The sequence below is a fragment of the Microbacterium rhizophilum genome, assembly GCF_039605615.1.
Taxonomy (GTDB): Bacteria; Actinomycetota; Actinomycetes; order Actinomycetales; family Microbacteriaceae; genus Microbacterium; species Microbacterium rhizophilus.
Genome location: NZ_JBCNUN010000001.1, coordinates 248,273 through 273,941, shown reverse-complemented (window position 1 = coordinate 273,941; position 25,669 = coordinate 248,273). Strand labels below are relative to the sequence as shown.

Annotated in this window: 22 protein-coding genes and 1 tRNA gene; 4 read left to right on the top strand and 19 right to left on the bottom strand. The window is 71.1% G+C overall.

Annotated elements, in window-relative coordinates; genetic code table 11:
- Positions 1-13 precede the first annotated feature (13 nt).
- From AAD528_RS01435 to AAD528_RS01405, 7 genes are all read right to left on the bottom strand, one after another.
- Entirely contained in the window at positions 14-487 is a 474-nt protein-coding gene (locus AAD528_RS01435; RefSeq protein ID WP_345750258.1) for a DUF1990 family protein, read from the bottom strand.
- A complete protein-coding gene (locus tag AAD528_RS01430; RefSeq protein ID WP_345750257.1) occupies positions 484-1,071 on the bottom strand; it encodes a uridine kinase family protein in 588 nt (195 codons plus the stop codon). The genes AAD528_RS01435 and AAD528_RS01430 overlap by 4 nt, the downstream gene beginning before the upstream one ends.
- A 136-nt stretch (positions 1,072-1,207) precedes the next feature.
- Positions 1,208-1,912, bottom strand: a complete 705-nt coding sequence (locus AAD528_RS01425; protein WP_345750256.1) for a transglycosylase family protein — start codon at positions 1,910-1,912, stop codon at positions 1,208-1,210.
- Between the two features lie 201 nt (positions 1,913-2,113).
- Entirely contained in the window at positions 2,114-2,866 is a 753-nt protein-coding gene (locus tag AAD528_RS01420; RefSeq protein ID WP_345750255.1) for a GH25 family lysozyme, read from the bottom strand.
- Positions 2,859-3,362, bottom strand: a complete 504-nt coding sequence (locus AAD528_RS01415; protein WP_345750254.1) for a GNAT family N-acetyltransferase — start codon at positions 3,360-3,362, stop codon at positions 2,859-2,861. The genes AAD528_RS01420 and AAD528_RS01415 overlap by 8 nt, the downstream gene beginning before the upstream one ends.
- A gap of 27 nt (positions 3,363-3,389) precedes the next feature.
- A complete protein-coding gene (locus AAD528_RS01410; RefSeq protein ID WP_345750253.1) occupies positions 3,390-3,797 on the bottom strand; it encodes a VOC family protein in 408 nt (135 codons plus the stop codon).
- A gap of 120 nt (positions 3,798-3,917) precedes the next feature.
- Positions 3,918-4,997 carry a DNA polymerase IV gene (locus AAD528_RS01405; protein ID WP_345750252.1) on the bottom strand — a complete coding sequence of 360 codons (1,080 nt, stop codon included), beginning with the start codon at positions 4,995-4,997 and terminating at the stop codon, positions 3,918-3,920.
- 101 nt (positions 4,998-5,098) lie between these two features.
- Here AAD528_RS01405 and AAD528_RS01400 point away from each other — a divergent pair, with 101 nt between their 5' ends.
- Entirely contained in the window at positions 5,099-5,848 is a 750-nt protein-coding gene (locus AAD528_RS01400) for an alpha/beta fold hydrolase (protein WP_345750251.1), read from the top strand.
- Entirely contained in the window at positions 5,845-6,531 is a 687-nt protein-coding gene (locus AAD528_RS01395) for an esterase/lipase family protein (RefSeq protein WP_345750250.1), read from the top strand. Before AAD528_RS01400 ends, AAD528_RS01395 begins: the two co-directional genes overlap by 4 nt.
- 5 nt (positions 6,532-6,536) lie before the next feature.
- On the opposite strand, the gene AAD528_RS01390 is transcribed toward AAD528_RS01395, so the two are convergent.
- Positions 6,537-7,286 carry a formylglycine-generating enzyme family protein gene (locus AAD528_RS01390; protein WP_345750249.1) on the bottom strand — a complete coding sequence of 250 codons (750 nt, stop codon included), beginning with the start codon at positions 7,284-7,286 and terminating at the stop codon, positions 6,537-6,539.
- A 232-nt stretch (positions 7,287-7,518) separates the two neighbouring features.
- On the opposite strand from AAD528_RS01390, the gene AAD528_RS01385 reads away from it, so the two are divergent.
- Positions 7,519-7,929: an isochorismatase family protein gene (locus AAD528_RS01385; protein ID WP_345750248.1), complete on the top strand. Its 411-nt coding sequence runs from the start codon at positions 7,519-7,521 to the stop codon at positions 7,927-7,929.
- Positions 7,930-7,947: 18 nt separating this feature from the next.
- On the opposite strand, the gene AAD528_RS01380 is transcribed toward AAD528_RS01385, so the two are convergent.
- Genes AAD528_RS01380 through polA form a run of 6 tightly spaced genes read right to left on the bottom strand, consistent with a single transcriptional unit; the run spans position 7,948 to position 16,669 of the window.
- Positions 7,948-8,973 (bottom strand): LLM class flavin-dependent oxidoreductase, encoded by a 1,026-nt coding sequence (locus AAD528_RS01380; protein ID WP_345750247.1) that lies wholly within the window; start codon positions 8,971-8,973, stop codon positions 7,948-7,950.
- A gap of 34 nt (positions 8,974-9,007) precedes the next feature.
- On the bottom strand, positions 9,008-9,799 hold the full coding sequence (locus tag AAD528_RS01375; protein WP_345750246.1) for an SGNH/GDSL hydrolase family protein: 792 nt from the start codon (positions 9,797-9,799) through the stop codon (positions 9,008-9,010).
- 51 nt (positions 9,800-9,850) lie between these two features.
- On the bottom strand, positions 9,851-11,200 hold the full coding sequence (locus AAD528_RS01370; RefSeq protein ID WP_345750245.1) for an MFS transporter: 1,350 nt from the start codon (positions 11,198-11,200) through the stop codon (positions 9,851-9,853).
- A gap of 35 nt (positions 11,201-11,235) precedes the next feature.
- Positions 11,236-12,276: an LLM class flavin-dependent oxidoreductase gene (locus tag AAD528_RS01365; RefSeq protein WP_345750244.1), complete on the bottom strand. Its 1,041-nt coding sequence runs from the start codon at positions 12,274-12,276 to the stop codon at positions 11,236-11,238.
- A 60-nt stretch (positions 12,277-12,336) separates the two neighbouring features.
- The gene (locus AAD528_RS01360) at positions 12,337-14,010 is read right to left on the bottom strand and encodes a DUF885 domain-containing protein (RefSeq protein WP_345750243.1); all 1,674 of its coding nucleotides are present in this window, start codon (positions 14,008-14,010) and stop codon (positions 12,337-12,339) included.
- A gap of 31 nt (positions 14,011-14,041) precedes the next feature.
- Positions 14,042-16,669, bottom strand: coding sequence for a DNA polymerase I (gene polA, locus AAD528_RS01355; protein WP_345750242.1), 2,628 nt, complete (start codon positions 16,667-16,669; stop codon positions 14,042-14,044).
- 42 nt (positions 16,670-16,711) lie between these two features.
- Here polA and AAD528_RS01350 point away from each other — a divergent pair, with 42 nt between their 5' ends.
- Positions 16,712-17,146 carry a hotdog fold thioesterase gene (locus AAD528_RS01350; RefSeq protein WP_345750241.1) on the top strand — a complete coding sequence of 145 codons (435 nt, stop codon included), beginning with the start codon at positions 16,712-16,714 and terminating at the stop codon, positions 17,144-17,146.
- A gap of 57 nt (positions 17,147-17,203) precedes the next feature.
- Here AAD528_RS01350 and AAD528_RS01345 read toward each other — a convergent pair whose 3' ends face one another.
- The 5 genes from AAD528_RS01345 to gltB form a co-directional block, all read right to left on the bottom strand.
- Positions 17,204-17,818 (bottom strand): ANTAR domain-containing response regulator, encoded by a 615-nt coding sequence (locus tag AAD528_RS01345; protein ID WP_203138586.1) that lies wholly within the window; start codon positions 17,816-17,818, stop codon positions 17,204-17,206.
- A 60-nt stretch (positions 17,819-17,878) separates the two neighbouring features.
- Positions 17,879-17,961, bottom strand: a tRNA-Leu gene (locus tag AAD528_RS01340).
- Between the two features lie 61 nt (positions 17,962-18,022).
- Positions 18,023-19,465 carry a pyruvate kinase gene (pyk, locus tag AAD528_RS01335; protein WP_345750732.1) on the bottom strand — a complete coding sequence of 481 codons (1,443 nt, stop codon included), beginning with the start codon at positions 19,463-19,465 and terminating at the stop codon, positions 18,023-18,025.
- Between the two features lie 95 nt (positions 19,466-19,560).
- On the bottom strand, positions 19,561-21,027 hold the full coding sequence (locus tag AAD528_RS01330) for a glutamate synthase subunit beta (protein WP_345750240.1): 1,467 nt from the start codon (positions 21,025-21,027) through the stop codon (positions 19,561-19,563).
- Positions 21,020-25,603 (bottom strand): glutamate synthase large subunit, encoded by a 4,584-nt coding sequence (gltB, locus tag AAD528_RS01325; RefSeq protein ID WP_345750239.1) that lies wholly within the window; start codon positions 25,601-25,603, stop codon positions 21,020-21,022. Before gltB ends, AAD528_RS01330 begins: the two co-directional genes overlap by 8 nt.
- Between the last annotated feature and the right edge of the window lie 66 nt (positions 25,604-25,669).

Genomic DNA, 25,669 nt, shown 5'->3' with positions numbered 1-25,669 from the left:
TATCCGGGGGCGATCAGCGCAGCGCGCGAAGGTACCGTCGGCGCACGAGTCGCTGGACGACGCGCAGCAGCGGAAACGCCAGACGCCATCCGCCGCGCTCGGCGGGACGCGTGATCGATCGCACCGTCAGGTGCACGAGATCGCCGTCGCGGTGGACGATGAACGCCTCCTCGCCGGACACCGGATGACCGGGGAGCGTGCGATAGCTGAATCCGACGCGCGCGGCTCCGGCCACGACGTGGACCACCTCCACCGGCTCGACGATGCGGATCCATCCGATCCGCGCCGAGATCCTGAGGCGATCGCCCACGGCGACCTGCCCCGCGGTGTCGACGGCGAACCCGCTCCGGGTCTTCACGGCCCACGACAGCACGTCCTCCGACGCGGAGCGCCAGACGGCATCGCCCGCGCCGATCACGGCGGACACCTCGGACGCCCGGCCCTCGCCGCGCGGCGGCCGCCAGTCGTGAGCGGAGGGATCCGTCACCGCTGCCCCGCGTCCGCCGTCGAAGGCCGCCCGGACGTGTCGAGCAGGAAGTCCGCGCGCTCCCGGGCGCCGTCGGCGGCGAAGAACGCCGCCTCCTCGGCCTGCCATCGCTCCCACAGCGGCCGATGGCTTTCCCCGTCGCGCGCGATGCCTCGGGCGAGGCGCAGCTCCGCCGGTGCGTCGACCCAGACGCGGCACGCAAGGCGGTCGGCGACGGCACGGCGTGTCGATGTCACGCCCTCGAGGACCACGATCGGCGCCCACGGAAGGACGCGCCACTCCCCCAGCGCCGTGCCGAATTCGTCGCCCTCCCAGTCGCGGCGCTGATAGCGGGCGTCCCGTCCTGCGAGCAGCGGCGCGAGGACCTGCTCCTCGAGACGCGGCCACCAGCCGGCGAAGTCCCCCCACGAGACGAAGTCGTCGATCTCCACGACCGGGGCGTCCAGCCGCTCGGCGACGGCGCGTGCGACCGTCGACTTGCCGGCACCCGCCGGGCCGTCCATCCCGACGATCCGCACGGGACGGATGGGCGACGCATCCACGTGCGCGGCGATCCGCTCGACGAGGCTTCCGGACGCATCCATAGCCGCAGGTTAGTCGGCAGCGAGACCGCATCCCTTGCGCGAGACAGCGACGCCCCGCCGAGACAGCGGCGGTCACCTGCTGTCTCGGCGGGGCGGTGTAGTGTCGCGTGCGGGCAGGCCCGCACGCGCGCGGTGATTACTCCGCGGGGAGGACGAGCTCGTCGCCGACCTCGATGAGGTCGGGGTCGGCGATCGCGTCCTGGTTGACGGCGAAGATGCCGAGCCAGCTGCTCTCCACGCCGTTCTTCTCGGCGATCTCGAACAGCGTGTCGCCGGACTCGACCGTGTAGGTCTTGTCGGACGGCTCGACGTCGGGAAGCGCGTACTCCTCCTCGGCGGGCGCCGCGGGAGCGGCGGCCGGCGCCGCGGGCTGCGCCGGGGCGGCGGGAGCCGGAGCCGCCTCCTCCGCCGGAGCGGGAGCCGGGGCGGCCTCGGGAGCGCTGGGCTCTGCGGCGCCGCTGGCGCCGATCTGCGCCGAGCAGCTGGGCCAGGCGCCCCAGCCCTGCGAGGCCAGAACGTTCTCCGCCACGCGGATCTGCTCTTCGCGCGACGCGTCGGCCGGGTTGCCCGAGCCGCCGTTCGCCGCCCACGTCGACTGCGTGAACTGCAGGCCGCCGTAGTAGCCGTTGCCGGTGTTGATCGCCCAGTTGCCGCCGGACTCGCACTGCGCGAGGGCGTCCCAGGTGGCGTCGTCCGCGGCGTTCGCCGCGGTCGGGACGAGCGCACCGGCCGCGGCGGCGAGAACGCCGGCGGCCACGAGGCCACCGCGTGCCATCCGCGTCGAGCGGGTCGTGCCGGTGCTGTTGAGGGGATACTTGTTCAGGATCACTCGGAACTCCACGGCCCCGTCTCGGCACGCGATCGGGATCGCCTGCTCTCCCGCCCGACCGGAAAAGGTGGTCTCGATTCCAGGCACGAAGGACTCTCGGGGCGGTTCGACGGCGGTCCCTCGCGGTTCGACGTGCCACCCTACGCGACGGTCACGAGGAAGTAACAATCGTGTTCAGGCCCTTGCCAGGATCGCTCACGCGCGTCTTCCTAATCAGCCGCGGTCCCCAAGCGCTCGCAGCTCCGCGGGCGAGCCACGGAAGGCGTTCATGTCGATATACGCCTCGTCCCCCTCGTACCCGGTGAGCCGGTCTCGGTGAGAGTACTGCCACAGCGTCCAGTCACGGCGATCGTCGAGTACGGGCGGCAAGACGACGGAGCGGATCCAGATCGGGTTGTCGGCGTAGCCGCCGGAGATGTAGCGGCGGTACGCATCGGGCGTCGCGTAGATGACGGGCGGGACGCCGTAATGCTCCTCCAGGCGCTGGAGGAGCGGCGCGAGGATCGCGTCGACCGTCGCCCGGGTCGGCGGTGCGTCGAAGAAGTCGCCGTAGAACTCGACGTCCACCGCGACCGGGAGCGAGCCGTCGTCGGCAACGGTGTCGATCACGTGCTCGGCCTGACGCAGACCCGGGGTCTCGAAGCTCAGGAAGTGGTACGCGCCGACGAGCAGATCGGTGTCGCGCGCGGCGTCCCAGTTCGCGTCGAACCGCGAGTCGACGGTCGACGACCCCTCGGTCGCCTTGATGTAGGCGAAGTCGATCCCCTGACCGGCCAGCACTCGCCAGTCGATGTCGCCCTGGTAGGACGACACATCCACGCCGCGGGTCTCGATGCCGGCCGCGAGGATCCTGCCCGGCCAGATCAGCCCCGAGGCAACGAACCCGGCCAGCGCGCCGAGCGCCGCGAGGATCGCGGCGACGAGCACGGCCAGGCGCGCCCGGCGGCCCAGCAGGCGGTCACGCACGGAGCGGCAGCTCCATCTCAACCTCGTCGCCGTACGGCGGGAGCTCGTACGGGCGCCGGCTGCCGGTCGGCTCGAATCCGCGCCGGCGGTAGAAGGCGATCGCGCGCGGGTTGTCCGCGTGCACCTCGAGGCGCAGGGTCTCCCCCTCGCCCCGGGCCCACGCGATCACGGCGTCGAGCAGCGCGTCGGCGATGCCCGCCTCGCGTCCGCGCCATGCCGGGTCCACGAAGACGCTCACGAGCATCGGCCCGCGCATGCGCGACACGAAACCGCGCATCATCCCGATCCATGCGCCGTCCTCAGCGACGGCCACGTACGTGGCGTTGTGGGGTTCTTGGCCGCGGCCCGCGCGCGCACGCCACTCGTCCTCGCCGATGCGCAGCGACGCCTCGTACGTCTCGCCGTAGGCGAGCGGCGTGTCCTGCACCATGCGCAGCCGGATCTCGCGGAAGGACTCCCACTCGTCGGCCGAGATGCCGCGCACGATGAAGCTCATCCGGTCACCGTATCGCCCGGCGCGACCTCACTCGCTCGGGATACCCGCGGGCGCGACGCGGCGCAGGGCCCATCCGCTCCAGTCTGCCGAGTCGACGACACAGAACCGGTTGCCCTCCGGATCCTGCATGATCACGTAGTCGGCGTCGGCCGGACGCTTGTCCCAGTGCACCTCGACGGCGCCCAGCTCGGTGAGACGAGCCACCTCGGCCGCCTGGTCCTCCGCGTACAGATCCAGGTGGATGCGCGGAGGCAGCACCCGCGCAGAGCGTTGGACGTCGAGCGAGACCTGCGGCCCCGTCCCCGTGCGCGGCACGAGCGGGATGAAGTCGTCGGCGTGCGCGCCGCGCACGACGTAGTCGAGCGCCTCCATCCAGAACCGCGTCTGCCGCGCGGCGTCATCGACGCGGATCACGATGGCTCCCACGATCAGCATGCCGCCACCCTAGGCCCGGTCCGCTTGCGACTCCAGGGTTCATGTCGCGGCGCCCTCGAGACGTCGCATCCTCGGGACATCGCACCCTCGAGACATCGTCCAGCTCAACTGACCGCCGCGCTACAGACGGCCGCGCACCGGAGTCCGCTCGACGGGATCACCGTCGTCGGGCATCTGCATCTCGGCGCGCACGCCCAGCAGGCGCACCTCGCGATCCTCGAGCGTCGCGCCCAGCGCGAGCACCGCATCCACCACGTCCTCGCGCCGCAGCGTCGGCGCGGACAGCTTCCGCCCGAGGGTCCTCGTCTCGAACGGCGCGTACCGCACCTTGAGGTGCACCCGGATGACGGCTCGCCCCTCGGCGGCGCAGTCCTCGAAGGCCTGCTCGGCGAGCACGCGCACGGCGTCCGCGACCTCCCCGCGCGTGGTGAGGTTGCGCTGGTAGGTCGTCTCGCGGCTGTGGCTGCGCGCCACCCAGGGCGTGTCGTCCACTGCTGTGGGCCCGATCCCCCACCCGAGCTCGTGGTACCAGACGCCCATCCTCGGCCCGAATTCCGCGACCAGCTCATCGCGGTCGGCGTCGGCCAGCTCCCGCACGGTGCGGATCCCGTGCGCCGCGAGCCGCTTCTCGACCTTCGCACCGACGCCCCACAGGGCGCGCGTGGGCCGCTCCCCCATCACCTCGAACCAGTTCGCCTCGGTGAGGCGGAACGTGCCGCGCGGTTTCCCGAACTCGGTCGCGATCTTCGCGCGCACCTTGTTGTCGCCGATCCCGACCGTGCAGTGCAGCCGCGTCTCGTCGAGCACCGCGGTCTGCGCGGTCCGCGCGACGGACTCCGGATCGTCGGTCGTCACGCCGACGAAGCACTCGTCCCAGCCCAGCACCTCCACGACGACCCCCGGAACGCCTCGCAGCGCCGACATGACGTGACCCGATGCCTCCTCGTACGCGGCGTGGTCCACCGGCAGGAACACGGCGTCCTCCGGGGCCTTGCGCGCGGCGATCTTGAGCGGCATCCCCGATCCGATCCCGAACGCCCGCGCCTCGTACGACGCGGTCGACACGACGGCGCGTTCGGTGGGGTCGCCGCGCCCGCCGACGATCACCGGCAGGCCCGCGAGCTCGGGTCGCCGCAGGATCTCGACGGCCGCGATGAACTGATCCATGTCGACGTGCAGCACCCATGCTCCGGCGGTCATGGCTCGAGTGTGTCCGGTTGTCCTCTCCGTGGCCACCCCGGCGCGGCGGCCCGCTGTCAAGCCATGGCCGCCCGCCCGCGGCGCATTGCAGGATGGAGCGCATGCCCACGCTGCGCCTCCTCGACGTCGACGGCCGGACCTACCGGGTCTTCGCCTCACGGCGCGCCGGGGCGAAGACGGCCTTCGTCCTGATCCACGGGATCGGCATCTCGCACCGGCTGTTCTCGCGCCTGCATCGGGTCCTCGGCGAGCGGCACACGGTGTACACGCTGGACCTCCCGGGCTTCGGCGGGCTGCCGGCGCCGCGCGACGCACCGGACGTCTCGGACATCGCCGCTGGCATCGCCTCCGTCCTCGAGCGGATCGGCACCGGTCCGGTCGTGGCGGTCGGCAACTCCATGGGCACGCAGTGGGCCGTCGAGCTGGGCGTGCGGCGCCCGGACCTCGTGACGCACGTCGTCGCGATCGGCCCGGTCGCGGATGAGCGGCACCGCAGTCCGCTGGCGCAGGCGATCGCGCTCGGCTCGGACACGCTCCGCGAGCCGCCGTCCGCGAACATGCGCGTCCTCACCGAGTACACGCGCGCCGGCCCGCGCTGGTACCTCCGCCAGCTGCCGCACATGCTCGACTATCGGATCGAGGATCGGGTCACCGAGCTGGCGCAGCCGCTGCTCGTGCTGCGGGGCGGCCGGGACCCGATCGCGGGACGCCAGTGGTGCGTGCGCGTCCGCGCTCGTGCGCGGCGGAGCCGCCTGATCGAGGTGCCCCGGCACGCGCATCTGGTGCAGCACACGGCGCCTCACACCGTCGCCTCGGCGATCGAGTGGTTCGTGCGGGACACGGGCGCATGATCGAGTCGCTGAGACGCGCGGGCTGGTGGATCGCGGACTACGCGTACGCCGTGGTGTGGCAGGCGCGAGCCTTCGCCAACCGGACGGACCCGGCGGGATTCGAAGACGGCGTGCTCGCCCCGATCCTGATCATCCCGGGCGTGTACGAGTCGTGGAAGTTCCTGCAGCCCCTCGCGGTCGCGCTGCACGATCGGGGGCATCCGGTGCACGTCGTCGCGCCGCTGCGCCACAACCGCCGGCCGGTCGCGACCGGGGCGGCGCTCGTGGCCGATCACCTGATCCATCACGATCTCCGCGATGTGGTCGTCGTCGCGCACAGCAAGGGCGGGCTGATCGGCAAGCACGTGATGGCGATCGGATCGGCGGGCGAGCGGATCCGGGGCATGGTCGCGGTCGCGGCCCCCTTCGGAGGCTCGCGATATGCGCAGCTCATGGTGATCCCGACGCTGCGGGTCCTCTCGCCGCGGGACGCCACGATCGTCGGTCTGGCGCGCGAGACCGCCGTGAATGCCCGGATCGTGTCGCTGTACGGCCGGTTCGACCCGCACATCCCGGGCGGCAGCGCGCTCGCGGGCGCCCACAACGTGGTGCTCGAGACGGGCGGCCACTTCCGGATCCTGGCCCATCCGCGGGTGATCGCCGAGGTCGCGGCGATGGCGGAGGGCAGACGGGCGGTCCCCTGACGCCCTCAGCGCCGCGGAGTCCACCCCGGCGGCAGCGGGCCGTCGTCCGCCGCGCGCTCACGGTCGGCCGCCGCCGACCAGCCCTGCGCGTCGGGACCGTCGAACGCGCCGCGCGCGACCCGGAACCCGAGGTCCTCGTGGTGCATGCGCGGCGACCCGCCGCGCCGCACCGAGGCGCGCACGTTCCAGGCGTCGTCCGCGTACCCGCCGCCGCGGAGCACCCGATACTCGTCGTACCGCAGCGGATCGAGCAGATCCCAGCACCACTCCCAGACGTTGCCGAGGGTGTCGAACAGCCCGAAGAGGTTGGGCATCCTGCCGCCCACATCGCGCGGTGCGCGCGAGCCGTCGGCTGCCGTCCATGCCACCTCCGCGAGCGGCCCGTAATGGGGCCCGCTCGATCCCGCCCGGCACGCGTACTCCCACTCCGCCTCGGTCGGCAGGCGGTAGCCGTCGACGTCGACATGCCACGTGACGTCCTCGCCGTCGAACGAGTACGCGGGGTCGAGGCCCTCCCATTCGGACGCCGCGTTGCAGAACCGGATCGCGCGCTGCCAGCTGATTCCCGTCGCGGGGCGTCGCGGATGCGGGTGCTCCTCGCCGGTGTCGCCGAGGATCTCCGCGAGCTGCTCCTGCGTCACCGCGAAGACGCCGATCTCGAAGGGCTGGAGCTCCACGACGCGCCTCGTCTCGCGCCGGGCGTCGTGAAGCGTCACGGTGCCCGCCGGGATGCGTGCCAGCTCGATGTCGACCACAGCACCATCCTGCGCTCTTGGCAGGAATCCGGCGTCACGCGGCCGGGGCCATCACCCGCGGGGCGGGCGCGGGCGTGTGGAATGGAGGCATGACCACCGCCCTCGTCGTGATCGACATGCAGCAGGGATTCCTGGATCCGTTCTGGGACCGACCGCCAACCACCCGCAGTGCGAGGAGAACGTCGCGCGGCTGGTCGCCCGCTGGACCGATGCGGGGGATCCGATCGTCGTGGTGCGGCACGACAGCGCGAACCCGGCCTCTCCCCTGCACCCCGGGAACCCGGGCAACGCGTTCGTGGAGGCGGTGGCCCGCGTGCGGCCGCAGCTGTCGGTGACCAAGGCGGTGAATTCGGCCTTCTACGGCACGCCGGATCTCGAGTCGTGGCTGCGTGACTCGCGGATCGAGCGGATCGTGCTGTGCGGCATCCAGACCAACATGTGCGTCGAGACCACCGCGCGGATGGGCGGCAACCTCGGCTTCGACGTGGTCGTGCCGCTCGATGCGACCCGGACGTTCGATCTCGCAGGTCCCGACGGCGCCGTGACACCGGCGGCGACGCTCATGGCCGCCACCGCCACCAACCTCCACGGCGGCGGTTTCGCCACCGTGACGACGACCGACGCCGTGCTCGGGGACGCCTGAGCGGGTGCCGGCCGTGCGTCAGCGCCAGCCGAGCGCGGGCGCGACGTTCGTGACGATCGACTCGATCAGGTGCGCGTTGTAGTCCACGCCCAGCTGGCTCGGGATCGTGATCAGCACCGTGTCCGACTCGGCGATCGCCTCGTCGCGGCGCAGCTCCTCGATCAGGGCCTCCGGCTCCGCGGCGTAGGAGCGACCGAAGATCGCGCGCGTGCTGGCGTCGATGTAGCCGATCTGATCCTCGTGGTCGCCGCCGCCGACGAAGTAGCGGCGATCGCGGTCATCCGTGATCGCGACGATCGAGCGGGATACCGACACGCGCGGCTCGAAGTCCCAGTCGTGCTTGGCCCACTCCTCGCGGAACAGGCGGATCTGCTGCGCCTGCTGCACGTGGAACGCCTCGCCGGTCTCGTCGTTCTTGAGCGTCGAGCTCATCAGGTTCATGCCGCGCTCAGCCGCCCAGACGGCGGTCGAGTTCGACCCTGCGCCCCACCAGATGCGCTCCCGCAGGCCCCCGCTGTGCGGTTCCAGCCTCAGCAGCCCGGGCGGATTGGGGAACATCGGCCGCGGGTTGGGCTGGGCGAATCCGCGCCCCTCCAGCAGCTGCAGCAGCAGCTCGGTCTTGCGACGGGCCATCTGCGCGCCGTCGGCGTCGTCCTCCGCGCTCGCGTACCCGAAGTGCTTCCAGCCGTCGATCACCTGCTCGGGTGAGCCGCGAGAGATGCCCAGCTGCAGGCGCCCCTCCGCGATCAGGTCGGCGGATCCGGCATCCTCGATCATGTACAGCGGGTTCTCGTAGCGCATGTCGATCACGCCCGTGCCGATCTCGATGCGCGACGTCTTCGCGCCGATCGCGGCGAGCAGCGGGAACGGCGAGCTCATCTGACGCGCGAAGTGGTGCACGCGGAAGTACGCGCCGTCTCCCCCGACGTCCTCCACGGCCTGCGCGAGGTCGATGGCCTGCAGCAGCATGTCGCCCGCGCTGCGCGTGCCCGGCTGCGGATGCGGCGTCCAATGGCCGAAGGACAGGAACCCGATCTTCTTCACAGTGTCCCCTTCACGATCACGGCCCTCTTCACGATCACGCCAACCCCTCCCCCGCGACGGGCATTCCGCGCGACGGTCGGATGGTCTGCCACTCGGCGAACTTCGGCAGCCGGTCATCGCCCGACGACGTGCGCGTCAGGCGGCGCCGCACCCAGGGGCCGACGTGCGTGCGATAGTACGCGGCCCCGCGCAGGCGCACGCCCGAGTCCTCCTCGGGCAGTGACCACCATCCGGGATCGGGCTCGAGATCCAGCGCCGTGAGCACGCGCGCGGCCACGCGGTGGTGGCCCCGCGCGTTCATGTGGAGGCGGTCCTGCGACCAGTACGGCGACCGCGCGAGCTCGCGGTCCGGCCAGTTGAGCGCGCGCACGACATCGTCACGGTCACGGAGACGGGCGTCGACCGCGGCGGAGAGCTGGTCGCCGCGGCGCCGGACCAGCGCGCCCAGCGGCAGCCCCTCGGTCGGGTCGGCCCCGGAGAGCAGGATCAGGCGGACGCCCTCCTCGTCGCAACGGCGCAGGACCTGCGAGAACGCGTCGGCGATGCGGGAGATCGGCGTCCGCGGCCGGAGCATGTCGTTGCCGCCGCCGTTGAACGACAGGTGCGTGGGTCGCAGCGCGAGCGCGGCCTCGAGCTGCTCGTCGACGATGGGCCAGGCGAGCCTGCCGCGGATCGCGAGGTTGGCGTACTCGATCGGCTGACCGAGCGAGTCCGCCCAGCCCTGCGCCACGAGGTCCGCCCAGCCGCGGGGCGTGCCGTCCGGGAGCTCGTCGCCGACGCCCTCCGTGAACGAGTCTCCGATCGCCACATAACGCACCTCTGCCACGGCGCCAGTCTATGCCGGGGGGCGCATACGCGGGCCCGCCCACCGCTCCGTTCAGACGGCGGGCAGTCGCTCCTCCAGCGCGGTGCCCCGGCGCTCCACGAGCGGGATCACGCCCACCGCGGCGATCGCGAAGAACACCGAGAACACCGTGAACAGCAGCGGTGCGCCGCCAGCCGCCATCGCCCACGGCACGAACAGCGGCGCCACGATCGACGCGATCCGTCCGACCGCGGCCGCCCAGCCGGCGCCCGTCGCGCGTGTCGCCGTCGGGTACAGCTCGGGCGTGACGGCGTACAGCGCGCCCCACGCGCCGAGATTGAAGAACGACAGCGCCATGCCGGAGGCGATGATCTGCCACGCCTCGGTGGAGTTGCCGAACAGCACGGCGGCGACCGCCGAGCCCGCGAGGAACGTCGCGAGGGTGGGGCGGCGCCCCCACGCCTCGATGAGCCAGGCGGCGGCCGCGTAGCCCGGCAGCTGGGCCAGCGTGATGATCAGCGTGAAGCCGAACGACCGCACGAGGTCGAAGCCCTGGGCGAACAGGATCGACGGGATCCAGATGAAGGCGCCGTAATACGAGAAGTTGACGCAGAACCAGACGAGCCAGAGCGCGCCCGTTCGCATCCGCAGTGCGGGGGCCCACAGCGTGGCGACGGCGGCGAGCCCGCGCGGAGCGGCCGGTGCGTCGCTGCGCGTCGAGGCGGCGACGGGGGACTCGGAAGGGGTCACCGGGCGTCCCGCGGACGCCTCGAAGCCGCGCACGATCGCGTCGGCCTCTTCGAGGCGTCCCTTGCTCTCGAGGAACCGCGGCGACTCGGGAAGCCCCCAGCGCACGACGAGCGCGTACACCGCGGGGATCGCCCCGACCGCGAACGCCCAGCGCCATCCCTCCTCGAGCGGCACCACGAAGTACCCGATCAGCGCCGACGCCGTCCATCCGACCGCCCAGAACGCCTCGAGGATCACGACGAGGCGCCCGCGCATGCGCGTCGGCGCGAACTCGCTGACGTAGGTCGACGCGACGGGCAGCTCCGAGCCGAGACCGAGGCCGACGAAGAACCGCAGCACGAGCAGCGCCGCCACGCCCCCGACGAGCGCGCTCGCGCCCGTGGCGATGCCGTAGATGAGCAGGGTCAGGGCGAACACCTGGCGCCGACCGAGGCGGTCGGCGAGCAGGCCGCCGAGGCTCGCCCCGATCGCCATGCCGATGAAGCCGACCGACGCGATCCAGGATGTCTCGACCGGCGTGAGCTGCCACTCGGCCGCAAGGGCCGCGATGATGAACGAGATCAGGCCCACGTCCATGGCGTCGAGGGCCCAGCCGACGCCGGATCCCGTGAGCAGACGCAGGTGCTTCCGGGTGAACGGCAGCGAGTCGAGGCGAGCGGACGGTGCGGTCATGTCGCCAGCCTAATGGTCATTGTGACCTTTTGGCGTCAGGCGGCGTCCTCCGCGAGCAGTTCCCGCACCCGCGGTGCCACCTGCGTGCCGTACAGCTCGATGCTCTTGAGGAGCTTGTCGTGCTCGAGGCCGCCATTGGCGAACTTGAGGTCGAAGCGGCTGAGGCCGAGCGTGCGCACCGTGTCGGCGATCTTGCGTGCGACGCGCTCGGGCGATCCGGCGAACACCGCGCCCTCCGGACCGACCTCGTTCTGGAACTGCAGGCGGTTGTAGCCGCCGACCCAGCCACGCTCGCGACCGATCTTCTCGCGCATCGCAGCCATCTCCGGGTAGAGCTCGTCCCAGGCCTGCTCGTCCGTGTCGGCGATGTGGCCGGGCGAGTGCACGCCCACCGGCGCGTCGGACCTCTCGAAGGACGCGAGAGAGCGGTGGAACAGATCGACGTAGGGGCGGAAGCGTGCCGGCGCCCCGCCGATGATCGCGAGCATCAGCCCGAGGCCGTGGCGGGCGGTGCGCACGACCGATTCGGGAGACCCGCCGACGCCCACCCACGCGGTGAGGCCCCGCGCGGTCTTCGGGAACACGTCGGCGCCGTCCAGCGCCGGCCGCATCGTCCCCTGCCACGACACCGGGCGCTCCCCCATGAGCTGCACGAACAGGTCGAGCTTCTCCTCGAACAGCGCCTCGTAGTCACGCAGATCGTAGCCGAACAGCGGGAACGACTCGATGAACGATCCGCGTCCCAGGATGACCTCGGCCCGCCCGTTCGACACCGCGTCGAGCGTCGCGAAGCGCTCGTAGACCCGCACCGGGTCGTCGCTCGAGAGCACGGTGACGGCGGTGCCGAGGCGGATGCGCTCCGTCACCGACGCGATCGCGGCGAGCACGATCTCGGGGCTGGAGACCGCGAACTCGTGTCGGTGGTGCTCTCCGATGCCGAAGAACGACAGCCCCACCTCGTCGGCGAGCTTCGCCTGCGCGACGATGTTGCGGATGGTCTCCGCGTCGCTGAGCGTGCGTCCATCCGGTCCGCGCGTGACGTCCCCGAAGGTGTCCAGCCCGAGCTCGATCTCCATATGTCGATCCTCCCTATTCACATGCATGGAACTCGGGAATCGGTCGACGTATTCCACGCGTCAGCCGAGCAGCGCGGTCCGCAGCGTGTCGAGCCCCACCCCGCCGAGGTCGAGCGCGCGCTTGTGGAACTCCTTCATCGAGAACTCGTCGCCGCGCGCGGCGCGGTACGCGTCGCGCACCTGCTCCCAGAGGCGCTGGCCGACCTTGTAGGACGGAGCCTGCCCCGGCCAGCCGAGGTAGCGGTTCACCTCGAAGCGCACGAACTCGTCGGGCATGTTCACGTTGGCCCGCATGAACTCCAGCGCGTAGTCGGCATCCCACGTGCCGCCGCCGTCCGGACGGGGCTTGCCGAGGTGCACGCCGATGTCGAGCACGACGCGGGCGGCGCGCATCCGCTGCCCGTCGAGCATCCCGAGCCTGTCGGCGGGGTCGTCGAGGTAGCCGAGCTGCTCCATCAGCCGCTCGGCGTACAGCGCCCAGCCCTCGGCATGCCCCGAGGTGCCGGCGAGCAGCCGGCGCCAGGAGTTGAGCTGCGCGCGGTTGTAGACCGCCTGCCCGATCTGGAGGTGATGGCCCGGCACGCCCTCGTGGTAGACGGTCGTCAGCTCGCGCCACGTGTCGAACTCGGTGACACCCTCGGGCACCGACCACCACATCCGACCCGGCCGCGAGAAGTCGTCCGTGGGGCCCGTGTAGTAGATGCCGCCCTCCTGGGTGGGCGCGATCATGCACTCCAGCCGGCGCACCGGATCCGGGATGTCGAAGTGCGTGCGGCCGAGCTCCTCGACCGCGCGATCGCTCGTCGCCTGCATCCACTCCCGCAGCGCCTCGGTGCCGGCGAGCTTGCGCGAGGCGTCCGCCTCGAGATGCGCGACCGCCTCGGCGACCGTCGCGCCGGGAAGGATCTCGCGCGCGATCGTCTCCTGCTCCTCGGTCATGCGGGCGAGCTCCTCGATGCCCCACTCGTAGGTCTCGTCGAGGTCGACGCGCGCGCCGAGGAAGCGCCGCGAATGCAGCGCGTAGAGGTCGCGCCCCACGGCGTCCGTGTCGGAGGCCGCGCGCTCCAGGGTCGTGCCGAGGAACTCGCCCAGCCGGTCGTACGCCGCGCGAGCGGAGGTCGCGGCCCGCTCGAGGTCGACGCGCACCGATCCGGGAAGCGCCTCGCCGTCGGCAGTCGCGCCGGAGACGAGCGTCGCGAAGAACCCGTCGTCGGCCGTGTAGCGGGTGATCTGGGTGGCGACCTCGCGCACCTGTCGCGCGGCCGGCACCACGCCGGCGCGGATGCCCTCGGCCAGCGTCTCGACATACCCGTCGAGCGCGGCCGGCACCGCCGCGAGCCGGCGGGAGATCGTGGCCCAGTCCTCGGCGGTCGCCGTCGGCATCAGGTCGTAGACCTGGCGGACGTCCTGCGCCGCGCTCGCGATCACGTTGAGGTCGCGCAGGTGCCAGCCCGCGTCGCTCAGCTCGGCCGCGAGGCGCAGCTCCGCCCCCAGGTCGACCTGCGTGACGCGGTCGATGTCGTCGGCGGGCGTCGCCGCCTCCAGCGCCGCCAGGGTGCGGCGTCCCGACTCGAGCGCGTCCGCATGACCGGCCGGGCTGAAGTCGTCGTAGCGATCGCCGGCCTCGAGGCGGCCGATGTACGTGGCCGCGATCGGCGACAGCCGCACGACCTCGTCGACCCAGCCCTCCGCGATCCGGTCGATCTCGGTCTGCTCACGCTGCTGATCGGTCATCCTGGCGCGTCCTCTCTTGTGCGTCACGCGCTCAGTGCGCGGCTTCGTTCCAGTCCGCTCCGCGGCCGACCTGGACGTCGAGCGGCACCGTCAGCTCGGCGGCCGAGCCCATGCGCTCGCGGACGATGCGCTCCACAGCGTCCCACTCCCCCGGCGCGACCTCCACCACGAGCTCGTCGTGGATCTGCAGCAGCACCCGCGAGTCCATGTCGCGCAGGTCGTCGTGGATGCGGAACAGCGCGATCTTCATGATGTCGGCGGCGCTGCCCTGGATGGGCGCGTTGAGCGCCGCGCGTTCGGCGTTCTCGCGCAGCTGCCGGTTGGGGCTCGTCAGGTCGGGGAACGGCCGACGACGGCCGAAGATCGTCTCGGTGTAGCCGTCGACACGGGCCTGCTCGACGGACGAGCGCAGGTAGTCGCGCACCGCGCCGAACCGCGCGAAGTACTCGAGCATGAGCGACTTCGCCTCGGACTGCTCGATGCGCAGCTGCTTGGAGAGTCCGAACGCCGAGAGGCCGTAGACGAGGCCGTACGACATCGCCTTGACCTTGGTGCGCATGGCCGGCGTGACGTCCTCGGGGGTGACGCCGAACACACGGGCGCCGACGAACCGGTGCAGGTCCTCGCCCGTGTTGAAGGCCTCGATCAGCCCCGGATCGCCCGAGAGGTGCGCCATGATCCGCATCTCGATCTGCGAGTAGTCGGCCGTCAGCAGCGCGTCGTAGCCCGCGCCCACCTCGAAGGCGGCGCGGATCCGGCGGGACTCCTCCGTGCGCACGGGGATGTTCTGCAGGTTCGGATCGGTGCTCGACAGGCGACCGGTCTGGCTGCCCGTCTGGACGTACGTGGTGCGGACGCGGCCGTCGGAGCCGATCGCGGCGTCCAGGCCGTCGATGATCTGCTTGAGCTTCGTGGCCTCGCGGTGCTGCAGCAGCAGGTCGAGGAACGGGTGGTGGGCCTTGTCCTGCAGGTCGGCCAGCGCCGCCGCGTCGGTCGTGTAGCCCGTCTTCGTCTTGCGCGTCTTGGGGAGCTGCAGCTCCTCGAACAGCACCTCCTGCAGCTGCTTCGGGGAGCCGAGGTTCACCTCGTGGCCGATCGCCGCGTAGGCGTCCTGCGCGAGCCCCTCCGCGCGTCCGCCGAGCTCTCCCGAGAACCCGGAGAGCTTCTCGTGCGAGACGGCGACCCCCGCGAGCTCCATGTCGGCGAGAGCAGACAGCGTCGGCAGCTCGATGTCGGTCAGCACACCGCGCACCGGCTCCGGCAGCTCGTCGCGCAGGCCCGCGACGACGCGCACGGTGTACCAGGACAGCTGCCCCGGGGTCGCGCCCTCCGTCTCGGGGACCAGCTGCGAGGGATCCGCCTCGGGGAGCTTCTCGCCCAGGTAGCGCTCGACGAGGTGGCCGAGCGTCCGGTCGGGGAAGCTCGGGCGCAGCAGCCAGCCTGCCACGATCGTGTCGAAGGCGAGGCCGCCCACCGTCACGCCCCCGCGGCCGAGCGCCTTCACCTGCGGCTTCGCGTCGGACAGCACTTTGGGGGCGTCCGAGGCGAGCCAGGGTCCGAGGGCCCGCGCCACGTCGTCCGACCAGCCGGCCTCGACCGCCTCCGAGCCCGACGCGAGGCCGATGCGGTCGGGAAGGCCGCCGTGGATCGTCACGGTGACGCCGACCTCGCCGTGCGCATCCTCCGCCCAGGCGGCGAGGTCGGTCGCGCTCAGCTCGCGCGGTGCGGGCGCCGGCTCCGCGGCCGCCTGCGGCTCGTCATCGGCGGTGGCCCCCGCGGCCTCGAACACGCGCGGCAGCAGCGTGCGGAACTCGAGCCGCGCGAAGATGTCCCGCACGGCCTGCGCGTCGAGCGGCTTCACCGCGAGCTCGCCGGGGCCGTACGGCAGCTCGACGTCGCGCAGCAGGCGGTTCAGCCTGCGGTTGCGGCGCACGTCCTCGACGTGCTCGCGGAGGTTGCCGCCGACGACGCCCTTGATCGTGTCGGCGCCGTCGAGCAGGGCGTCGAGCGAACCGAACTGGGTCAGCCACTTGACCGCGGTCTTCTCGCCGACCTTGGGCACGCCGGGCAGGTTGTCGCTGGTCTCGCCCACGAGGGCCGCGATGTCCGGATACTGCTCGGGGGCCAGTCCGTACTTCTCCACCACGGCCGCAGGGTCGTAGCGCTTCAGCTGCGACACGCCCTGCACCGACGGGTACAGCAGCGTGACGTCATCGGTGACGAGCTGGATCGTGTCGCGGTCGCCCGAGCAGACGAGCACGCGGAACCCCTGCTCGGCGCCCTGCGTCGCGAGCGTCGCGAGGATGTCGTCGGCCTCGAAGTCGGGCTTGGTGAGCACCGTGACGCCCATGGCCGCGAGGCACTCCTGCAGCAGCGGGATCTGGCCCTTGAACTCGTTCGGCGTCTCCGACCGGTTGGCCTTGTACTCGGTGTACTCGCGGGTGCGGAACGACTCGCGCGACGTGTCGAACGCGACCGCGAGGTGAGTGGGCTTCTCGGCCTTGATCAGGTTGACGAACATCGACAGGAACCCGTAGATCCCGTTCGTGTGCTGCCCGTCCTTCGTCGTGAAGTTCTCGACCGGCAGCGCGTAGAACGCCCGATACGCGAGCGAATGGCCGTCGACGACGAGAAGGGTAGGCTTTGCGGAGTCCGTCACCCTGCAAGCCTAACGAGCGCCAGGGACATACCGAGGAGCCCGATGTCCGACGTCTCGACCGACCTCTCCCCCGGACTCGAGTGGCTGCGCTGGCGCGGGATCGGCGTGCTCGCCGAGCGCATGGGCGTGCAGTTCAGCGAGTTCACCGCCGAACGCTCCGTGGCCACGATGCCCGTCGAGGGCAATACGCAGCCCGTCGGTCTCATGCACGGTGGGGCATACGTCGTCCTGGGCGAGACCATGGGCTCGATGGCTGCGAACTATCACGCCGGCGCGGGCAGGCTCGCCGTGGGGCTGGACATCAACGCGACCCACACCACGTCGGCGCGGGAGGGTGTCGTGACCGCCACGTGCACCGCGATCCATCTCGGGCGCACCACCACGGTGCACGAGATCGTGGTGGTCGACGAGGCGGGCCGCCGCTGTTCGACCGTGCGCATCACGAACCTCATCAAGGACCTGCCGCCGCAGTCCTGAACGCGACGAGGGCGGCCCCGGATGGTCCGGGGCCGCCCTCGCGATGTGCGTGGGTGCTTACGCCTTCTTCGGCGAGAGCTGCTCGATGATGGCCTTCGCGACGTCCTGCATCGTGAGGCGGCGGTCCATCGACGCCTTCTGGATCCAGCGGAACGCCTCAGGCTCCGAGAGTCCCATCTTCTCGTTCAGCAGGCCCTTCGCCCGGTCGACGAGCTTGCGGGTCTCGAAGCGCTCGACCATGTCGGCGACCTCGGCCTCGAGCGTGATGATCTGCTCGTAGCGGGCCAGGGCGATCTCGATCGCCGGCAGCAGATCGTTCGGCGTGAACGGCTTGACGACGTAGGCCAGCGCGCCCGCCTCGCTCGCGCGCTCGACGAGCTCCTTCTGGCTGAAGGCGGTCAGGAGGACGACCGGCGCGATGTGGTTCTTACTGAGGCGCTCGGCCGCGCTGATGCCGTCGAGCTGCGGCATCTTGACGTCCATGATGACGAGATCGGGACGCAGCTCGGTGGCCAGCTGCACGGCGGTCTCGCCGTCACCCGCCTCACCGACGACGTCGAATCCGTTGTCCCGGAGGATCTCGACGATGTCGAGGCGGATGAGGGACTCGTCCTCGGCGACGACGACGCGGCGCGGTGCCGCGGGTGCCTGCCCGGTCTGCTCTTCGGTCACGTGTCCATCCTAGTTCGTCGAGGTCCTCGGGCCTGGGAGCCACGTCGGCCCAGCCCTTTGTGCCGGTGGTGGGACTCGAACCCACACGCCCTCACGGACAGCGCATTTTGAGTGCGCCGCGTCTGCCATTCCGCCACACCGGCCCTGAACGACGATACCGCCTCGCCCGGGGCCAACCGGACGAGGCGGTATCGAGGTGCGGGTCTACTGCTGGTAGATCGGCGCGGCGCCGTGGATGGCGTCTCCGACCTTGTGCACGCGCAGGTCGTTGGTCGAGCCGATGATCCCGGGAGGGGAACCCGAGATCACCACGACCTTGTCGCCGATCTGCGCGAGGCCCTCCTCGAGGAGGTACTGGTCGACCTGGTGGAACATGGCGTCGGTGTGCTCGACCATCTCGACGAGCTTCGAGCGGATGCCCCACGTCAGCGCCATCCGGTTCTGGATCGCGGCGTCGGGCGTGAAGGCGATCATCGGCCGGCTGGAGCGCAGGCGCGACATGCGACGCGCGGAGTCGCCCGACTGCGTGAAGATGCAGAGGAACTTCGCCTCGACGAAGTCCGCGACCTCGACGGCCGCGAGGGTGATCGCGCCGCCCTGCGTGCGGGGCTTGGTGTTGAGCGGCGGGATGCGCTCGAGGCCGTGCTCCTCGGTCGACTCGACGATGCGCGCCATGGTCGCGACCGTGACGATCGGGTAGTCTCCGACGCTCGTCTCGCCCGACAGCATGACGGCGTCGGCGCCGTCGAGGACGGCGTTGGCGACGTCGCTCGTCTCGGCGCGCGTGGGCACCGGGTTCGAGATCATCGACTCGAGCATCTGCGTCGCCACGATGACGGGCTTCGCCATGCGGCGGGCCAGCTCGACGGCCCTCTTCTGCACGATCGGCACGGCCTCGAGCGGCAGCTCGACGCCCAGATCGCCGCGGGCGACCATGATGCCGTCGAACGCGTCGATGATGTCCTCGAGGGCCTCGACGGCCTGGGGCTTCTCGATCTTCGCGATGATCGGGACGCGGCGTCCCTCCTCCGCCATGATCACGTGCGCGCGCTGGACGTCCTTGGCGTTGCGCACGAACGACAGCGCGATGATGTCGGCGCCCTTGCGCAGCGCCCAGCGCAGATCCTGCTCGTCCTTCTCGCTCAGGGCGGGGACGTTCACGGCGGCGCTCGGGATGTTGATGCCCTTGTTGTTGGACACGTTGCCCGCGACGATCGTCTTCGTCGTGACCGTGCGCTCGTCGGCCTCGGTCACCTGCAGACGCACCTTGCCATCGTCGATCAGCAGGTAGTCGCCGGGCTTCACGTCCTGGGGCAGGCCCTTGTACGTGGTGCCGCAGATCTCCTTGGTGCCCTCGATCTCGTCGATCGTGATCTTGAAGATGTCGCCCTCGGCGAGGTAGTGCGGTCCGTCGGAGAACTTGCCGAGGCGGATCTTGGGGCCCTGCAGGTCCACGAGGACGGCGACGGGCTTGCCGAGGTCCTCGGCCGCGCCGCGGACGTTGTCGTAGTTCGCGTCGTGGACCGAGTAGTCGCCGTGGCTGAGGTTCAGACGCGCGACGTCGACCCCCGCCTCGATCAGCTCACGGACCTTCTCGCGTGTCGATGTCGCGGGCCCTAGGGTGGCGACGATCTTGGCACGTCTCAACTGCATACCTCCGCACAAGGTTCTTCAGGGTGGGGAATCCAGCTCGCCACGGAACTTCCGATCCTCGTGGCGGGCCGTCGGGTTCGCTCGTCAGCCTACGCGGGCTGCAGACCGATCGCGACATCCGTGGGGCGCACCGGCGAGGGCAGGGACGTCTCCCCCATCAGGTGCGCGTCGACCTCGGCGGCGACCGAACGGCCCTCGGCGATCGCCCACACGATGAGCGACTGACCGCGGCCCGCATCGCCGGCCACGAACACGCCCGGCGCGGTCGACTGGAAGGCCGCGTCGCGCTCGACGTTGCCGCGCGGGGTGAACTGCGCCTGCAGCTGCGACTCGAGCGCGTCGCGCTCGGGACCCGTGAAGCCCATGGCGATCAGCACGAGGTCGGCGGGGATCTCGCGCTCGGTGCCGGCCTTGGGCACGCGGCGGCCGTCGACGAACTCGGTCTCCGCGACCACGAGGGCGCGCACCTCGCCCGCGTCGTTGCCGACGAACTCGACGGTCGAGGCGAGGTACTGGCGTTCGCCGCCCTCCTCGTGAGCCGAGGAGACCTCGAACACCGTCGGCGTCATGGGCCACGGCTGGTGGTCGGGCCGGTCCTTGCCGGGCTGCTTGCCGATCGCGAGGTTGGTCACGCTGATCGCGCCCTGGCGGTGCGCCGTGCCGATGCAGTCGGCGCCGGTGTCGCCGCCGCCGATCACGACGACATGCTTGCCCTCGGCGCTGATCTGCTGCGGCACGCTGTCGCCCGCCACGACCTTGTTCGACTCGACGAGGTACTCCATGGCGTAATGCACGCCCGCGAGGTCGCGGCCGGGGATCGGCAGGTCGCGCGGCACCGTGGATCCGGTCGCGACGACCACGGCGTCGTACCGGGCGCGGAGGTCGCTCCACGTGATGTCCCGGCCGATCTCGACGCCGGCGCGGAAGCGCGTGCCTTCGTCCTGCATCTGGCGAAGACGCGCCTCGACGTGCTTCTTCTCCATCTTGAAGTCGGGGATGCCGTAGCGCAGCAGGCCGCCGATGCGGTCGTCGCGCTCGTACACGGCTACCGTGTGACCCGCGCGCGTGAGCTGCTGCGCGGCCGCGAGGCCCGCGGGGCCCGAGCCGACGACCGCGACGGTCTTGCCCGTGAGGCGTGCCGGCGGCTTGGGCTCGACCCAGCCGTTGCCGAACGCGTCGTCGATGATCGAGACCTCGATCTGCTTGATCGTGACGGCGGGCTGGTTGATGCCGAGCACGCACGCGCTCTCGCACGGCGCCGGGCAGAGGCGGCCCGTGAACTCCGGGAAGTTGTTGGTCGCGTGCAGGCGCTCGATCGCGGTGCGGCCCTCGCCGCGCCACGTGAGGTCGTTCCACTCGGGGATGAGGTTGCCGAGCGGGCACCCCTGGTGACAGAACGGGATGCCGCAGTCCATGCAGCGCCCGGCCTGGCGGCGGAGCACGGCCGAATCTCCCGGCTCGTACACCTCCTTCCAGTCCAGGATGCGCACGGGCACGGGACGACGAGCGGGCAGCTCCCGCTCGGTCACCTTCAGAAAGCCCTTGGGATCAGCCACCGGTCACCTCCATGATGCGGCTCCAGACGACGTCGCCGTCGGGGTCGAGCCCCTCGGCGACCGCCTCCTGGCGGGTCTGCAGAACCGCGGCGTAGTCGCGCGGCAGGACGCGGACGAAGTCGGCCACCGCGGCCTCGAAGTCGTCGAGCATGCCCTGCGCCAGCTCGGATCCGGTCTCCGCGACGTGCTGCTCCAGCAGGTCGCGCAGGATCTCGGCGTCGCCCGAGCCGAGCTCGGTCAGGGTCAGCTCGCCCGAGGACAGGGCCTCGCGGTTGACGAGGTCCGTGTTGAGCTTGTGGATGTAGGCGGTGCCGCCCGACATGCCCGCGCCCAGGTTCCGTCCGGTGCGGCCGAGGATGACGGCCAGGCCGCCCGTCATGTACTCGAGCGCGTGGTCGCCCACGCCCTCGACGACCGCGGTCGCACCCGAGTTGCGGACGAAGAAGCGCTCTCCCACGACGCCGCGGAGGAACATGGTGCCCTGCGTCGCGCCGTAGCCGATCACGTTGCCGGCGATCACGTTCTCGGACGCGTCGAACGTCGCGCCCCGCGGCGGGCGGATCACGATCTGCCCGCCCGAGAGGCCCTTGCCGACGTAGTCGTTCGAGTCGCCCTCGAGGCGCAGCGTGATGCCGTTCGGCAGGAACGCGCCGAAGGACTGGCCGGCCGAGCCGGTGAGCGAGACGTCGATCGACCCGGCGGGCAGCCCGAACTCGCCCCGCGCCTTCGTCACGTGGTGGCCGAGCAGGGTGCCGGCCGCGCGCGCCGTGTTGCGCACCGGCATCTCGATCCTGACGGTGCCGCCGTTCGCGATCACGTCCTGCGCGCGCTCGATCAGCGGCACGTCGAAGTGCCCCTCGAGCTCGTGCGCCTGGTCGCGCTGGTGGCGACGCGGCTCGTCGTCGGCGAAGCGCGGACCCTCCAGGATCGGCGTGAGGTCGAGACCGCGCGCCTTCCAGTGCGCGATCGCGCCGTCGATGTCGAGCAGCTCGGCGTGGCCGATCGCCTCGTCCAGGCTCCGGAAGCCCAGGGCGGCGAGGTACTCGCGCACCTCCTCGGCGATGAACTCCATGAAGTTCACGACGTGCTCGGCCTTGCCCGTGAAGCGCGACCGCAGCACGGGGTTCTGCGTCGCGACGCCGACGGGGCACGTGTCGAGGTGGCACACGCGCATCATGATGCAGCCGCTCACGACGAGCGGCGCCGTCGCGAAGCCGAACTCCTCGGCGCCCAGCAGCGCGCCGATGATCACGTCGCGGCCGGTCTTGAGCTGGCCGTCGACCTGCACCACGACGCGGTCGCGCATGCCGTTGAGCATGAGCGTCTGCTGCGTCTCCGCCAGTCCCAGCTCCCACGGTGTGCCGGCGTGCTTCAGCGAGTTGAGCGGGCTGGCGCCCGTGCCGCCGTCGTGGCCGGAGACCAGGATGACGTCGCTCAGCGCCTTCGCGACGCCGGCCGCGACCGCGCCGATGCCCGACTGGCTCACCAGCTTGGTGTGGATGCGGGCGTTCGGGTTCGCGCGCTTCAGATCGAAGATCAGCTGCTTGAGATCCTCGATCGAGTAGATGTCGTGGTGCGGCGGCGGCGAGATCAGTCCGACGCCGGCGGTCGCGTGACGCGTGCGCGCGACCCACGGGTAGACCTTGCCCGGGGGCAGCTGGCCGCCCTCGCCCGGCTTGGCGCCCTGCGCGAGCTTGATCTGGATGTCGTCGGCCTCGGTCAGGTACAGGCTCGTGACGCCGAACCGACCCGACGCGACCTGCTTGATCGAACTGCGGCGCTCGGGGTCGAGCAGCCGGTCGACGTCCTCGCCGCCCTCGCCGGTGTTCGACTTGCCGCCGATCCGGTTCATGGCGATCGCGAGCGTCTCGTGCGCCTCGCGCGAGATGGATCCGTAGCTCATCGCGCCGGTCGAGAACCGCTTCACGATGGACGAGACCGACTCGACCTCGTCGATCGGCACCGCCGGGCGCGCGTCGGTGCGCAGCTGGAACAGCCCGCGCAACGTCTTCAGCTCGGCCGCCTGGTCGTCCACGAGCTTGGTGTACTCGCGGAAGATGTCGTAGCGGCGCGTGCGCGTGGAGTGCTGCAGCCGGAACACGGTCTCCGGGTTGAACAGGTGCGGGGAGCCGTCGCGGCGCCACTGGTACTCGCCGCCGGTCCAGAGGCGCTCGTGTGCGCGCGGCGCGCGGTCCTCGGGGTACGCGAACGCGTGGCGCGCGGCGTTCTCGGCCGCGATCACGTCGAGGTCCACGCCGCCGAGCTTGCTCTCGGTGCCCGTGAAGTACGCGTCGATGAGCTCCTGAGACAGGCCGACCGCCTCGAACACCTGCGCGCCGGCGTACGACGACACGGTCGAGATGCCCATCTTCGACATGATCTTCAGCACGCCCTTGCCGAGCGCGTAGATCAGGTTCTTGACGGCCTTCTCGGTGGTGACGCCCTGCACGGACCCGGATCGGACGAGGTTCTCGACCGTCTCCATGGCCAGGTACGGGTTGACCGCAGACGCGCCGTAGCCGATCAGCGTCGCGACGTGGTGCACCTCCCGGACGTCGCCCGCCTCGACCACGAGTCCCACCTTCATGCGCGTCTCGTTGCGGATGAGGTGGTGGTGGATCGCCGACAGCATGAGGAGCGACGGGATCGGCGCGAGGTCCTGGTTCGAGTCGCGGTCGCTGAGCACGATGAACTCGGCGCCGTCCTCGATGGCCTTGTCCGCCTCGCGGCACAGCTGCGCGAGGCGCTTCTCGAGGCCCTTGCGGCCCGCCGCCACGCGGTAGAGGCCACGCAGGGTCACGGATGTCCGCCCCGGCATCGCGGTGTCGATGTGCTGGATCTTCGCGAGCTCGTCGTTGTCGATCACCGGGAAGTCAAGGCCGACCGTGCGGGCATGGTCCGCACCCCAGGCGAGCAGGTTCGCCTCCGGGCCGAGGCCGAGCCGGAGGCTGGTGACGACCTCTTCGCGGATCGAGTCGAGCGGTGGGTTCGTGACCTGGGCGAACTGCTGGGTGAAGTAGTCGAACAGCAGGCGCGGGCGCTCGCTGAGCACGGCGATCGGCGTGTCCGATCCCATCGCGCCGAGCGGCTCGGCGCCGGTGCGGCCCATCGGGGCGAGGAGGATCCGCACCTCCTCCTCCGTGTAGCCGAAGGTGCGCAGGCGCCGGTTGATCGAGGCGATGGGGTGCACGATGTGCTCGCGCTCGGGCAGGTCGGCGAGGCGAACAGTGCCCTTGTCGAGCCACTCCTGCCACGGGTGCATGGCGGCGAGGTCGCGCTTGATCTCCTCGTCGCCGATGATGCGGCCCTGCGCGGTGTCGACCACGAACATGCGTCCGGGCAGCAGCCGGCCACGGCGCTCGATGCGCTCGGGGGCGAAGTCGAGCACGCCGGTCTCGCTGCCGATCACGACCAGGCCGTCCTTCGTGACGGTCCAGCGGCCGGGGCGCAGGCCGTTGCGGTCGAGCATGCCGCCGACCAGCGTGCCGTCGGTGAAGATCAGCGACGCCGGGCCGTCCCAGGGCTCCATCTGCAGCGAGTGGTACTCGTAGAACGCCCGCACATCCGGATCCATGTCCGGCTGCTTCTCGTACGCCTCGGGCACCATCATCAGCATGGCGTGCGGCAGGCTGCGGCCGGTGAGCGTGAGCAGCTCGAGCACCTCGTCGAACGAGGCGGAGTCGCTCTGGCCGTCCTCGCAGATGGGGAGCAGCGGGCGGATGTCGCCCAGCAGGTCGGATGCGAGCTGCGACTGGCGCGCGCGCATCCAGTTGCGGTTTCCGCCGACCGTGTTGATCTCGCCGTTGTGCGCGAGCATGCGCAGCGGCTGCGCGAGCGGCCACGACGGGAACGTGTTGGTCGAGTAGCGGCTGTGCACGACGGCGAGCTCGGTGACGAACCGCTCGTCCTGCAGATCGGGGTAGAACGGCTCGAGCTGCAGGGTCGTGACCATTCCCTTGTAGCCAAGGGTGCGGCTGGACAGCGACACGAAGTAGGCGTCGAGCTCGTGCTGCGCGCGCTTGCGGAGGCGGTACACGCGGCGGTCGAGCTCGATGCCCGACAGCGCGAGGGCGTCATCCGTCGCAGGGTGAGCGACGAAAAGCTGCTCGAACGCGGGGCGCGCGTCGAACGCGAGCTTGCCGAGGTTCTCCTCCTCCGTCGGCACGTCGCGCCAGCCGAGCACGGCGATGCCCTCGCTCTCGGCGACGCTCTCGATCGAGGCCTTCATGGCCTCGCGCGCGTCGTCGTCGCGCGGCAGGAAGATCATGCCGGCGGCGTACTCCCCCGCCGGCGGCAGGTCGAAGTCGACGACCGCACGCAGGAACGCGTCCGGCATCTGGGTCAGGATGCCCGCGCCGTCGCCCGTGCCCGCGTCGGAGCCGATCGCGCCGCGGTGCTCGAGGTTGCGCAGCGCCGTCAGGGCCAGGTCGACGATGTCGTGACCCGGCTCGCCGCGCAGGGTCGCGACCATCGCCAGACCGCACGCGTCCTTCTCGAACGCGGGGTTGTACATCCCCTGCTTCTCGGGGAAGCCCTGAAGCCGGGATGCCGATGCGTAACGGGGGCGAGATGCCATGCCTACCGTCCTTGAGGTTGGTGCTCAGCCGGGACGACATCGGCCCTGTACTGCTGCAGAGGTGCG